The 11660-nt window shown below is 45.4% G+C and carries 11 protein-coding genes, 1 tRNA gene and 2 pseudogenes; 6 read left to right on the forward strand and 8 right to left on the reverse strand.

The genetic code is table 11. The annotated features are described in order from the left end of the window. The first annotated feature begins 4 nt into the window (after positions 1–4). Both fliR and rcsA read left to right on the forward strand, forming a co-directional pair. Positions 5–845 (forward strand): annotated as a pseudogene (gene fliR / locus OGY08_RS20300) (flagellar biosynthetic protein FliR). Between the two features lie 233 nt (positions 846–1078). Next, positions 1079–1702, forward strand: a complete 624-nt coding sequence (gene rcsA / locus OGY08_RS20305) for a transcriptional regulator RcsA (protein ID WP_003030421.1) — start codon at positions 1079–1081, stop codon at positions 1700–1702. Positions 1703–1756: 54 nt separating this feature from the next. Here rcsA and dsrB read toward each other — a convergent pair whose 3' ends face one another. Then, positions 1757–1945 carry a protein DsrB gene (gene dsrB, locus OGY08_RS20310; protein ID WP_003030419.1) on the reverse strand — a complete coding sequence of 63 codons (189 nt, stop codon included), beginning with the start codon at positions 1943–1945 and terminating at the stop codon, positions 1757–1759. A gap of 163 nt (positions 1946–2108) precedes the next feature. On the opposite strand from dsrB, the gene yodD reads away from it, so the two are divergent. Beyond that, positions 2109–2336 carry a YodD family peroxide/acid resistance protein gene (gene yodD, locus OGY08_RS20315; protein WP_003030417.1) on the forward strand — a complete coding sequence of 76 codons (228 nt, stop codon included), beginning with the start codon at positions 2109–2111 and terminating at the stop codon, positions 2334–2336. A gap of 206 nt (positions 2337–2542) precedes the next feature. On the opposite strand, the gene OGY08_RS20320 is transcribed toward yodD, so the two are convergent. Then, positions 2543–2728, reverse strand: a complete 186-nt coding sequence (locus OGY08_RS20320) for a YodC family protein (RefSeq protein ID WP_003834060.1) — start codon at positions 2726–2728, stop codon at positions 2543–2545. A 77-nt stretch (positions 2729–2805) separates the two neighbouring features. Continuing rightward, the gene (locus OGY08_RS20325; RefSeq protein WP_172111214.1) at positions 2806–3720 is read right to left on the reverse strand and encodes a DUF808 domain-containing protein; all 915 of its coding nucleotides are present in this window, start codon (positions 3718–3720) and stop codon (positions 2806–2808) included. A gap of 175 nt (positions 3721–3895) precedes the next feature. Between OGY08_RS20325 and yedA the strand changes: the two genes are divergently transcribed. Next, positions 3896–4816, forward strand: coding sequence for a drug/metabolite exporter YedA (yedA, locus tag OGY08_RS20330; RefSeq protein WP_003834062.1), 921 nt, complete (start codon positions 3896–3898; stop codon positions 4814–4816). On the opposite strand, the gene OGY08_RS20335 is transcribed toward yedA, so the two are convergent. The 3 genes from OGY08_RS20335 to OGY08_RS20345 all read right to left on the reverse strand — a co-directional run bounded on the left by OGY08_RS20335 (position 4808) and on the right by OGY08_RS20345 (position 7455). After that, the gene (locus tag OGY08_RS20335) at positions 4808–5275 is read right to left on the reverse strand and encodes a very short patch repair endonuclease (protein ID WP_071445469.1); all 468 of its coding nucleotides are present in this window, start codon (positions 5273–5275) and stop codon (positions 4808–4810) included. The two genes, yedA and OGY08_RS20335, sit on opposite strands and share 9 nt — an antisense overlap. Next, entirely contained in the window at positions 5256–6686 is a 1431-nt protein-coding gene (locus OGY08_RS20340; protein ID WP_079935377.1) for a DNA cytosine methyltransferase, read from the reverse strand. Before OGY08_RS20340 ends, OGY08_RS20335 begins: the two co-directional genes overlap by 20 nt. A gap of 76 nt (positions 6687–6762) precedes the next feature. Next, entirely contained in the window at positions 6763–7455 is a 693-nt protein-coding gene (locus OGY08_RS20345; RefSeq protein WP_125363757.1) for a phosphohydrolase, read from the reverse strand. Between the two features lie 441 nt (positions 7456–7896). Here OGY08_RS20345 and ompC point away from each other — a divergent pair, with 441 nt between their 5' ends. Next, on the forward strand, positions 7897–9054 hold the full coding sequence (gene ompC / locus OGY08_RS20350; protein WP_286566426.1) for a porin OmpC: 1158 nt from the start codon (positions 7897–7899) through the stop codon (positions 9052–9054). A gap of 170 nt (positions 9055–9224) precedes the next feature. Here ompC and OGY08_RS20355 read toward each other — a convergent pair. Both OGY08_RS20355 and OGY08_RS20360 read right to left on the reverse strand, forming a co-directional pair. Further along, a tRNA-OTHER gene (locus OGY08_RS20355) sits at positions 9225–9347 on the reverse strand. Between the two features lie 309 nt (positions 9348–9656). Beyond that, positions 9657–11075 (reverse strand): EAL domain-containing protein, encoded by a 1419-nt coding sequence (locus tag OGY08_RS20360; RefSeq protein WP_286566428.1) that lies wholly within the window; start codon positions 11073–11075, stop codon positions 9657–9659. Positions 11076–11486: 411 nt separating this feature from the next. Here OGY08_RS20360 and OGY08_RS20365 point away from each other — a divergent pair. Beyond that, positions 11487–11630: pseudogene (locus tag OGY08_RS20365) on the forward strand (DinI-like family protein); the annotation flags it as partial. Between the last annotated feature and the right edge of the window lie 30 nt (positions 11631–11660).

Genomic DNA, 11660 nt, shown 5'->3' on the forward strand with positions numbered 1-11660 from the left:
CGTTATGTTGCAGGTGTCCAGCGTTGAGTGGCTCCACTGGCTGAATTTATACTTCTGGCCTTTGTTGCGCATACTGGCGCTCATCTCAACGGCCCCCATCCTCAGTGAACGAGCCATCCCCAAACGGGTAAAGCTGGGGCTGGGGTTGATGATTACCGTCGTTATCGCCCCATCGATTCCCGCCGTTGACGTCCCCATCTTTTCTGTTGGCGCGCTTTGGCAGGCAATGCAACAAATCCTGATCGGTATCGCATTAGGCTTCACCATGCAGTTTGCGTTTGCCGCAGTACGTACCGCCGGGGAATTAATTGGCCTGCAAATGGGCCTTTCCTTCGCGACGTTCTTCGATCCCGGTAGCCGTCTGAATATGCCGGTTCTGGCACGACTGATCGACATGCTCGCCATGCTTCTGTTCCTGACCTTTAACGGCCATTTATGGCTGATTTCGCTGCTGGTAGATACTTTTCATACTCTGCCCATCGGCGGCAATCCGGTGAACAGCAATGCGTTTCTCGCGCTGGCACGGGCGGGTAGCCTGATTTTCCTCAACGGGCTAATGCTGGCCCTGCCGGTAATGACGCTGCTGCTCACGCTGAACCTTGCACTTGGTTTGTTAAATCGCATGGCACCACAGCTGTCGGTTTTCGTCATCGGCTTTCCTCTCACTCTGACCGTAGGTATTTCACTAATGGCGGCGCTAATGCCATTAATTGCGCCATTCTGCGAACGATTATTCAGTGAAATTTTTAATTTACTGGCCGATATCGTCAGCGAAATGCCTGGAAAATAATAACCCTTATTTTTTATCCTGTTTTACTAAGGATTGTCCTAAATTTAAAAAGTGACAACATCCACCAGGATATCTCTGTCGCGGCTTATTTGTTTTTGCCTCACTCACATAACGCAACATTCACTTTACTTTAAGATGTTTCCTGGCAAATTATACGCAACTTTACGGGATAGTAAATTCGCCTGAAAAACAGCGAAAGCGTCATCTTGGGTCGTTATTATTCCGTTTAGTTGTGATGAAATAATCAGGTAAGGGGAATTATCGTTACGCATTGAGTGAGGGTATGCCATGTCAACGATTATTATGGATTTATGCAGTTACACCCGACTAGGATTAACCGGATATCTGGTAAGTCGGGGAGTGAAAAAAAGGGAAATCAACAACATTTCCAACGTTGATGAACTCAGTCTCGCCTGTGTCTCTCAACAACCCGCTGTGGTGTTTATTAATGAGGACTGCTTTATCCACGATCCTGCTAATAGCCAGCAAATAAAGCAAATCATTAATCAGCATCCCAGCACATTATTTATTGTGTTTATGGCAATTGCCAACGTGCATTTTGATGAATATCTACTCGTCAGAAAAAATTTATTGATTAGTTCTAAATCGATTAAACCTGACTCACTGGATAAACTACTTGGCGATATTCTGAAAAAGGAAGTAGATATTGCTATTGATGTGAATCTGCCGACATTATCATTAAGTCGAACCGAATCCAGCATGCTGCGTATGTGGATGGAGGGTCAAGGAACAATACAGATATCAGATCAAATGAATATCAAAGCCAAGACGGTGTCATCCCATAAGGGGAATATAAAACGAAAGATTAAAACGCATAATAAGCAAGTTATCTATCACGTTGTAAGGCTTACGGATAACGTCACCAATGGTATCTTTGTGAATATGCGCTAAGACGTTCTGACTGGTGGCGACTCCACCAGTCAGAATCAAACAGCGGAACTCATGTCACTCCACTTTTTCCACAAAGATACCATCCTGATGACCTGATTCATTAAAGAACCAGATACCGAGCGGGTAGTCTTCCAGCGAAACCAGGTACATGGTGCCTTCACTAAATTCTTCGATTGCCAGTACCACGCCCGGTCGACGAGGACCGCCGTCCGTTTTGACTGTGACCCGATCATTCACCTTCATAGTTTTCCTCCTGTGGCTTTGTGCCAGTGTAGAACAAATTCCTTTTTCTGGCAGCGCTGTACACGCGCGATTGCGGGTTTTATCGACGGTCTATACTTAAGTTGTGCGTATCTGATGTTTGGGTACGCTCCCCCGGTATCCTTAACGGTTGAGAGGTATGAGGATGAAAACCGCGAAAGAGTACAGCGATACGGCCAAACGTGAAGTCAGCGTCGATGTCGACGCGCTGCTAAAGGCAATCAACGAAATCTGCGAGAGTGAAATTCATCGCAGCCAGGATGACCCGGAGCGCGTCAGCGTTGACGGGCGTGATTACCATACATGGCATGAACTGGCCGATGCGTTCGAGCTTGATATCCATGATTTTAGCGTGTCGGAAATCAATCGCTGACTGAGGGCGAAAAAAATCCCGGCCCTTATCGGGTCGGGATCAAGCTTGCTTATGCAAGAAGCACTTGTAAATTCGTTACACCAGAAAATCTGATGTGAACCAAACCTTATCTGCAATTTTTTTGCCTGACAAGTAAATAATTCTCACCGGAATGATAAATATAACTAATGGGTGAGAGATCACCAGGTTACGGTCGAGCCAAATGTTCAGGCATCCTGGGAGAGCTGTCTTCGCTCTCCAGGCACCACCAGTTCATCTTCACGGAATGCTTCCCGTTTAACGCCAAAGCCGTCGTACCAGCGACATTCCACCATTCCGCTGGCATACCCGGTAACGATCATACGTGGGCCACCCTCTTTGGAGGTGACTTCCTCACTGACAGAAAAGACCATACCTGCCTCCTGTATCAAGAGAAACCTTTACACCTTAGATGACAAGGAGGCGTTTTGCGTAATCAGTCCTGTAACAATTAGTGCGAAATCCCGCGCACTCTGGCGACAGCTTTTACCAGCAAAACGACAATCCCACCGATGATAAAGCCGAGCACCAGGTTAAGCAGGGTCGGAAGCATTAGCGAAATCAATGTACTTTGCTGCTGAGCAAAATGTTCAATCGCATGATGCAGCGGCGATATTCCGTGTACCACAATGCCGCCTCCCACTAAAAACATCGCCAGTGTGCCGACCACAGAAAGTGTTTTCATAAGCCAGGGGGCAACCACCAGTAACCCTTTGCCCAACGACTGGGCAAGCAGGCTGCGCTTTTCTGCCAACCAGTACCCAATGTCGTCAAGCTTAACGATAATCCCGACCAGGCCATACACGCCCACGGTCACCACTAACGCGATACCTGATAGCACCAACACCTGATTCAGCAAGGGTGCGTCCGCTACAATACCCAGCGTAATTGCGACAATCTCGGCAGACAAAATGAAGTCGGTACGTATTGCCCCTTTGATTTTATCTTTCTCAAAGGTGAGCGGATCCTGCGCCGCCAAAGATGTCAGACGCTGCTGACGTTCTTCCGGAGTTTCTTTGTGCTTCCGCGCCTCCAGGGTATGCAGAACCTTTTCCACCCCTTCAAAACAGAGAAACGCCCCGCCTACCATTAATAAGGGGGTGATCGCCCAGGGAATAAATGCGCTTATCAATAGCGCCAACGGCACCAGAATAACTTTGTTAACAAACGATCCTTTCGCCACACTCCAGACCACCGGGAGTTCGCGGTTCGCCCGCACGCCCGACACCTGCTGCGCATTAAGCGACAGATCATCCCCCAGCACGCCCGCGGTTTTTTTCGCGGCCAGTTTTCCCATCACTGAGATATCATCCAGCAGCGTGGCGATATCATCGAGTAAGGTCAGTAAGCTACTTCCTGCCAAAATTTTCACCCTCAATATTATTTTTTTGCAGTCATAAGTATGAAGTAAAACACGCCATGCTGAAACTGACCTTTCTGGTCAACAAGTTTTTAACATCAACACGTAATTATAAATCTCGCCAGTAAGATAGTTTTGACGTTTACTATGTTGCACCTTTTTATTTCCACCGTGAGGGATTATGCGTTTCAGGCAATTGTTACCGCTTTTCAGTGCGCTATTCGCGCTGTACATCATTTGGGGTTCCACGTACTTCGTTATTCGCATTGGCGTTGAAAGCTGGCCGCCGTTAATGATGGCAGCCGTACGTTTTCTCTCCGCGGGAATTTTATTAACAAGTTTCTTACTTATTCGTGGGCATAAGCTGCCCCCCTTACGCCTAATCCTGAACGCCGCGTTAATTGGTATCCTGCTGCTGGCTGTGGGTAATGGGCTGGTCACCGTCGCAGAACACCAAAATGTCCCTTCCGGTATTGCCGCCGTGGTGGTCGCCACCGTCCCGTTATTTACGCTGTGTTTTAGCCACTTTTTTGGCATCAAAACGCGCAAGCTGGAATGGTTGGGGATAGCGATTGGGCTAGCAGGGATCATCATGCTGAACAGCGGGGGCAATTTAAGTGGCAATCCGTGGGGCGCTATTTTGATCCTGATCGGTTCAATAAGCTGGGCGTTTGGCTCGGTGTACGGTTCACGCATTACCCTACCCGTTGGCATGATGGCCGGAGCCATTGAAATGTTAGCCGCCGGTATTGTGCTGATGTGCGCATCGCTACTCTCCGGGGAAAAACTGACCACCATGCCAACATTTTCAGGCTTTATGGCGGTGGCTTACCTGGCCCTGTTTGGCTCCATTATTGCCATTAATGCGTATATGTTCCTGATCCGCAATGTCAGCCCGGCGCTAGCCACCAGCTATGCCTACGTCAATCCGGTTGTTGCCGTGCTGTTAGGTACCGGTCTGGGGGGAGAAAGACTGGCCCCTATCGAATGGCTGGCGCTCGGCGTGATCGTGTTTGCTGTGGTGTTGGTAACGTTGGGGAAATACCTGTTCCCTGTTAAAGCGGATGCCGTTGCTACCCCGTCGGAAAAAACGTTACAGTAAATGAATACCGAGAGTGTCGATCTGCGCGGTGTCACCACCGCCGCAGATCCACTCGATGACACGTTCAGATAACGCTTCATCGTCCAGCTTTTCGCGACCACGCAGGGCGCACTCCCAGACAATCAGTACGCGCCAGCCCAGAACCTGCAACTTTTCACAATCCCGCGCATCGCGCTGGACATTTTTGCCTATTTTTTCCAGCCAGAATTCCGTTCGTGTCGCGGGGACTTTAAACAAATAGCAATCGTGGTGGTGCCAGAAACAGCCATGAGTAAAAATCACACAATGATAATCATCCACCACAAAATCAGGGCGACCGGGTAACGTCGCATCCTGCACGCGAAACGTTACCCCCTGCTCTGTCAGCACGCTGGCAAGGCGTTTTTCAATTGCGGTATCGCGGGTAGCTATCGCCCGCATATTTTTACTGCGTGTTGCTTTATCGTGAACGTCTGCCACGCTGATTCTCTTTCTCGCGAATAGCAACTGCCTGCCTGATTTTCGGCTCCAGCAACCTGGCCACCGCCGCAAATGCCGGAACGACTACCGAATTACCAAACTGGCGATAAGCCTGGGTATCTGACACAGGGATCCTGAACTGATAGCCCTGCGGAGATTCAAACCCCATCAGACGCGCGCACTCTCTGGGCGTAAGTCTGCGTGGGCGGTGGCGCTGATTCTGCGGATCGTCAAAATCTTTCTCACCCAGCGCCATATCCCAACCACGGTCAATCAGGATCTCCGCCCCATCCTTATAATAACGCGCAGATAACGTGCGCGTTACGCAATCAGGGTTACCGGGATACACCATGCCATAGCCAAATCCATTGCCCCGCGCCTGATGCTTTTTCGCATAGCGATAGAGGTATTTCCACAACACCGGCGTCAGTACATATTTCGCATCGACGGTCGGCTCAAGCAGTTCCGCCAGCGTGGTACGCCGCGGCGGATAACGCGTGACAATATCCCGCAGCGTAAAGTCTGATTTCAAATTCAGATCGCGTCGGAAGCCGACAAGCACGATACGTTCTCGATGCTGAGGCAAAAAATGTTGCCCATCGATAATTTTCGGATCGTCCGGGCCGTTATCCGCCGCATCCGCTACGTCATAACCCAGCTCGTCCAGCGTTTGCATAATGATGCGAAACGTTTTGCCCTGATCGTGACTCTTCAGGTTTTTGACGTTTTCGAGCACAAATATGGCGGGCCGACGCGCATCGATAATGCGCACCACGTCAAAAAATAGCGTGCCTTGCGTATCACAGGCGAAACCATGTGCCCGCCCTAACGCATTTTTCTTTGATACACCAGCCAGAGAAAATGGCTGACAAGGGAATCCGGCTAACAGCACGTCATGTTCAGGAACATGCTGGCGAATATGTTCTGCCGCCTGCTGGTCACTCACCCCATCGTGATGGCTGAGTGTGATATCACGAATATCTTCATTAAAGTTGTGCTGGAGCGGATCGCAGTAGTTGTTCGCTTTATAGGTGCGCACCGCATGCTTGTTCCACTCACTGGTAAACACGCACTGCCCGCCAATAGCTTCAAAGCCGCGACGAATGCCGCCAATACCGGCAAAAAGATCGATAAAGCGAAAGGCATAATGCGGATGATGCGCAGGTGGTTTCGGCAACAAAGTATTCAGATGAATGAGCTCGCGGTCGCTGAGGCGATGCCATGTTTCATTAGCAACCACTCGTTTAAAAATGGCCGGGCTCCAGCGGTTCTCGCCAACGCCATTCAGATGAGCAACCAGCGTTTTCACGTCATATATTTCAAGCAACTTGGCCAACATCACCTGCACGTCGGTCTCGTTTTCATCTGTCATCGGGTTCATGGAGCCTGCTACTGAAAAATTATCCTGCATACATTTAACCGGCAGAAATGGATAACCGACAGATTAACATAAATTAGCACGGTTGACGTTTCAGCCGTATTGACGACTAGCGCGCTTTAAAGGGTTGAATCGCGTCAAGATCCAGCATTTCGTATTCTCCTTTTAACTCCGCACTCAGCTTCGCCATATACGTCAGTAAAAAATCCGCATTATGTTGTGCCAAATGCCTCCCTTGTTCGGTTTGCATCGTCAACGGCAACGTCAATAACTTGGTCTGGAAGTGATCGAGCGCGTACTGTTTATCGTCAAGGCTACGCTTTCGGGCAAACGGATCTTCCGCATCAAACAGCGCAACCCCTAACGCCCCTGAAACGGCAAATACGCGCGCTAAACCAATTGCACCCAGCGCCTCAAGCCGGTCTGCATCCTGCACGATTTTCGCTTCAAGGGTTTCTGGCGCGATTTTTGCGCTAAAACTGTGCGCCTCAATGGCATGACACACTGCCGATAACCGCTGTTGTGGAAAATCCGGAAAATCGCGCATCAAAACACGACATGTTTCCTTGGCTGCCAGTACCGACGAACAATGACGCTCAGGATGGTTCTTTGGCAGACTGACGAGATCGTGGAAGTAGCACGCGGTCAACACCACCAGCCAGTCTACGGTTGCATCTGTACTCAGCTTTTGCGCCGTTATCCACACACGTCGAAAGTGAAAGATGTCATGTGCAGCATCTTGTCCAGAATGGTTATCAGCTAACCAGGCTTCAAATCGCGACTGCCAGTCGTGCAGTTTCATGCTATCTCCCTTTGTAGAAAGAAAATCACCTTAGCAACAATTTTCATTGCAGACCACTGCCCGCCCCATTACATAATCATCTTTTATTATTGCACTAAAAATAAAATCCACATGAATTTATAAAGCCCACCACGCCAATATCGAAAAATAATTTATATGAATATTAAAAACAAACATCTAAAACAAATAAAATACACATAACAAATAAATAGATAAACACATATAACTAACTGATTAAAAACAATTCACATGGCGAATACCAATGTAATTAACACACACGCATAATTATATAAAGATGCAAAAGAAATATTTTGAAATATTTTAAATACATTTGTTACATGTTATATTTTAAATTAAATGAACTTCATAGATAGTATCCAAATGTAGTCACTCGGATAGTACTACATATTCATTTTAATTATCATGCAAAGGGAATACATAATGAAAAGAAAAGTATTGGCACTGCTTCTCCCTGCTTTATTAGCTGCAGGCGCAGCAAATGCGGCTGAAATCTATAATAAGAACGGCAATAAACTGGATCTGTACGGTAAAGTCGATGGTCTGCGTTATTTCTCTGATAACCCTGGCGACGATGGCGATCAGACCTATGCCCGTCTGGGTTTTAAGGGCGAAACACAAATTAACGATATGCTGACCGGTTATGGTCAGTGGGAATACAACATTAAAGCCAATACTGCTGAAGGTGAAGGCGCAAACTCTGCAACTCGTCTGGCCTTTGCTGGTTTAGGTTTTGGCCAGAACGGTACCTTCGACTACGGTCGTAACTACGGCGTAGTCTACGATGTAGAAGCCTGGACAGATATGCTGCCAGAATTTGGCGGTGACTCCTACACCCAAACCGACGTGTATATGACAGGTCGTACCAACGGCGTAGCCACCTATCGCAATAAAGGCTTCTTTGGGCAGGCTGATGGCCTGAACTTTGCTTTGCAGTATCAGGGCAATAATGAAGACGGTGGTTCAGGCGAAGGTACCGGTAATGGTAAAGGTCGGGACCTGACACGTGAGAACGGCGACGGTTTCGGTATGTCCACCTCTTATGACTTCGACTTCGGTTTAAGTCTTGGCGCTGCATACTCCAGTTCTGACCGTTCTAACAATCAGGTTGCTGCTGGCCGTGGCGATAGTAGCCATGCCAACAGCTATGCAGGCGGTGACACAGCGGATGCCTGGACCGTGGGTGCCAAATATGATGCCAATGATATTTACTTGGCTGCCATGTACGCAGAAACTCGCAATATGACCGCTTACGGTGATTACGGTATCGCCAACAAAACCCAGAACTTTGAAGTAGTTGCGCAGTACCAGTTCGACTTCGGTCTACGCCCTTCCATCGCTTACCTGCAGTCTAAAGGCAAGGATTTAGGTGGTCAGGAAGTGAGTCGTGGTAACTGGCGTTATGTCGACAAAGACCTGGTCAAATATGTTGATCTGGGTGTGACTTACTACTTCAATAAAAACATGTCCACCTATGTCGATTATAAAATCAACCTGCTGGATGAAGACGACAGCTTCTATGAAAGCAATGGTATCGCAACTGACGACATCGTTGCCGTTGGTTTAGTCTACCAATTCTAATTGACGCAAAAACAAGCAAGCCCGCTTCATATGAAGCGGGCTTTTTATTTATCCGAAACGTATTTTTTTTATCACACAGGCATTACAACGATAAACTTGTGAGGATACTCAAAGAAAAAAACATCCATGAGAACTGTCGTTGAAAGCGAGGCGTGCAAGTGCTTGAATAGTGGCGGAGAGAGGGGGATTTGAACCCCCGGTAGAGTTGCCCCTACTCCGGTTTTCGAGACCGATTTCATTGGTAATATTTTCAATAACTTAACTTTTCTTGCTGGTATATCCACAATATTTCCACTTCATAAAATTCAACTAGTTACGCGTTTATCCATACTTAATATACCAACACTTTCTGAGCTAAAACCTATAGTTCAAAGTACAACCTAGAGGTGAGACTGTGTGGAAGATATTCCCAGTAAATGACGCGTGAAGCCTAACTCGGCCAGCTCTCTGATGAAGCCGAACATGACATTACATACAATTTTGAACCAACTCGCAGATTGAATGCGGCAAGATATCAAAATCCTTCTGCAGTTAAATTTATATAGCTCGCGGTTACACGTGTTATATAGAATGCGAAAACAATGAAAATAAAGTGTTAAATGTTAAGGCAAATTGGCATCCTCGACTAATTTTGTCAATTTATCTATAGATAGTGGCTTTGAGTAATACCACCCTTGGACACCGCACTCAGGGAACATTTCAGTTAAATATTTCACCTGAGTTGATGTTTCTACACCTTCGAAAACGACTTTGTGAGTTATATCTTTAAAAATCTCCACCAACCCTGACAATACATTATTATTTATAGAGCATTCATCGATAGAATCTGTAATTGATTTATCAATTTTAATTTCATCTATTTGTAAATTTGATAGCCAGTTTAAATTTGAATGACCAGTCCCGAAATCATCAATAGCTATTGATATACCTTTATTATTAAATAAAGAAATAACCTTTTGGAGGGAATTTATTTCCGCGCTCTGCCTTTCTGTTAACTCCATCATTATCATACCAGGTTTTATATTTGTTTCATCAATCATCTGAAACACTTTTTCTTGAAATGATTCCGACAGAAGGTCTTGAGAACTAACATTAATGCTTATAAAAATATCAAATTCCTCAGAAAGAGACATGGTTTGCTTTACTGCCATTCGAAATACAAAATCACTTATTCCCTGGATTAAACCATGCTTCTCTGCAATAGGGATAAAAATATCAGGAGGAATGCTACCAATATCATGATCATCCCATCTAATTAGTGCTTCCACACCAATAATTTTTCCGGTTTTTATTTTATAAATAGGTTGATACACAAGATATAATGATTCGCTTCTTATCGCATTATTTAATCTTGAAACTAATGATTGCTTACGTGCAACTCTTTGATTATAAAAACCACCCAGAAGAACACCGGTCACAATAGATGTAAAGGAAATCAACAACATCGTTAACCAACTATCGAAACTCATCCACGGAAATTTAACTCCCCCCATGACACAGATATTATTATTTTTATTACAGCTTTGCGTGGTAATAAGTCCTAGTTGGTAGGATTTATCATGCTGAGCCTCTTCAAGAAGATCGACCTGCTCACCAAGTTTGAACAAATGAAGCGAATGATCTCTGTCACCTACAATTGCAGAAAACCCCTTCTCTTCATGGTCTGTAACAAATCTATTAAATGCAAATGGTGAAATCGTTATGGCTAATTTTTGATTGCTTAGCAAATCAGCTTTTACATTATTTTCCAGTAACACACCAAAAAACCAAGTTACATTGTCCTTTTCAACTTTTCTATCATAGATATTGAGAAGCAATGGTGCTGGCAACACTCCCCATAAAGCACTACATATGACTGCACCATTTGAAATAAATGATATATCTTTTATAAGAGCATAGGGCCATAAGGCCACTCTTAGAGCATGAAGTTGTAGTTCACTACAAGGACTATAAGCATTAAATATTTCATAACTATCATTTATTTTATCAATCTGTTGAATGAGACTAACGCTTCTATTCAAAACTCGTTCTGTATATGATGCAATCCTCTCCTTGTATATATAATACATTGAAATCTCAGACAATGAGAAAAAAAATAAAAAATGAAAACGTGATTGATATCACATAAGGCTTAATTCGTTTTAAATTGTGGTTATTCTTCACACCGACCTCTTTATATGCCTGACCCTATGTAACAACATACATTCTACTATCTGTCGTGAATCAAATACATACAGTTAAAACAGATTATCGGCTAAAACAAATATTTCTTTATGTTTTTTATTAGAAAAGAACGTTATAAAATAACGCAAAACCACATCCAAGTTAGATTTGTGTTTGCATTTTAGCCAAATAAGTGGCACTTCATCTTGTATTCATAGGTCTAATGTAAAGGATGTAATTCTAAGGGAAATAAGTGTGAAACCGCGCCTTTTCCCGATACTGGTACTTGGGTAAAACCGATGATGACGCTGCCGGCGATCAACACTGACGCCAGCAAGCATGAGAAGGAACAGATAAGCCGTACTGTTCAGGAAATGTTTGAAGAGGCTGATATGTGGCTGGTTTCAGATTAAACACCTTGAACCGTCATATTGCTTAAGTAC

Source organism: Citrobacter sp. Cpo069 (assembly GCF_030332785.1).
Taxonomy (GTDB): Bacteria; Pseudomonadota; Gammaproteobacteria; order Enterobacterales; family Enterobacteriaceae; genus Citrobacter; species Citrobacter portucalensis.

Coding starts and splice junctions, on each gene's coding strand:
- rcsA (WP_003030421.1), top strand. CDS start 1,079: ATGTCAACGATTATTATGGATTTATGCAGTTACACCCGACTAGGATTA.
- dsrB (WP_003030419.1), bottom strand. CDS start 1,945: ATGAAGGTGAATGATCGGGTCACAGTCAAAACGGACGGCGGTCCTCGT.
- yodD (WP_003030417.1), top strand. CDS start 2,109: ATGAAAACCGCGAAAGAGTACAGCGATACGGCCAAACGTGAAGTCAGC.
- OGY08_RS20320 (WP_003834060.1), bottom strand. CDS start 2,728: ATGGTCTTTTCTGTCAGTGAGGAAGTCACCTCCAAAGAGGGTGGCCCA.
- yedA (WP_003834062.1), top strand. CDS start 3,896: ATGCGTTTCAGGCAATTGTTACCGCTTTTCAGTGCGCTATTCGCGCTG.
- OGY08_RS20340 (WP_079935377.1), bottom strand. CDS start 6,686: ATGCAGGATAATTTTTCAGTAGCAGGCTCCATGAACCCGATGACAGAT.
- OGY08_RS20345 (WP_125363757.1), bottom strand. CDS start 7,455: ATGAAACTGCACGACTGGCAGTCGCGATTTGAAGCCTGGTTAGCTGAT.
- ompC (WP_286566426.1), top strand. CDS start 7,897: ATGAAAAGAAAAGTATTGGCACTGCTTCTCCCTGCTTTATTAGCTGCA.